At 73.7% G+C, this 228-nt stretch carries 1 pseudogene; it reads left to right on the top strand.

The window, feature by feature from the left end:
* Window positions 1–228: pseudogene (locus tag KVS71_RS19755) on the top strand (NADP oxidoreductase); the annotation flags it as partial.

The following is a 228-nucleotide window of genomic DNA, read 5'->3' as shown; positions in this document are numbered from 1 at the left end:
GGCACAGCCCCCGGACTCGAAGATCGCCAAGGCGTCCAACCACATCTACGCCGCGGAGACCACCCCCGACGGGACCCCGGCCGGTACGCCGAACCGTCGCGCGCTGGCCGCGGCCGGGGACGACGCGGAGGCCGTGGCCTTCGTCACCCGCTACTACGACGAGGCCGGTTTCGACACGGTCAACGTCGGCCCGCTCAGCGAGTCGTGGCGGGTCGAGCGCGACCGCCC

It is taken from the genome of Microbacterium sp. GbtcB4 (assembly GCF_019091465.1).
Classification (GTDB): Bacteria; Actinomycetota; Actinomycetes; order Actinomycetales; family Microbacteriaceae; genus Microbacterium; species Microbacterium paraoxydans.
The sequence above is the reverse complement of the archived record's forward strand: the minus strand, read 5'-3'. Positions and strand labels throughout refer to the sequence as shown.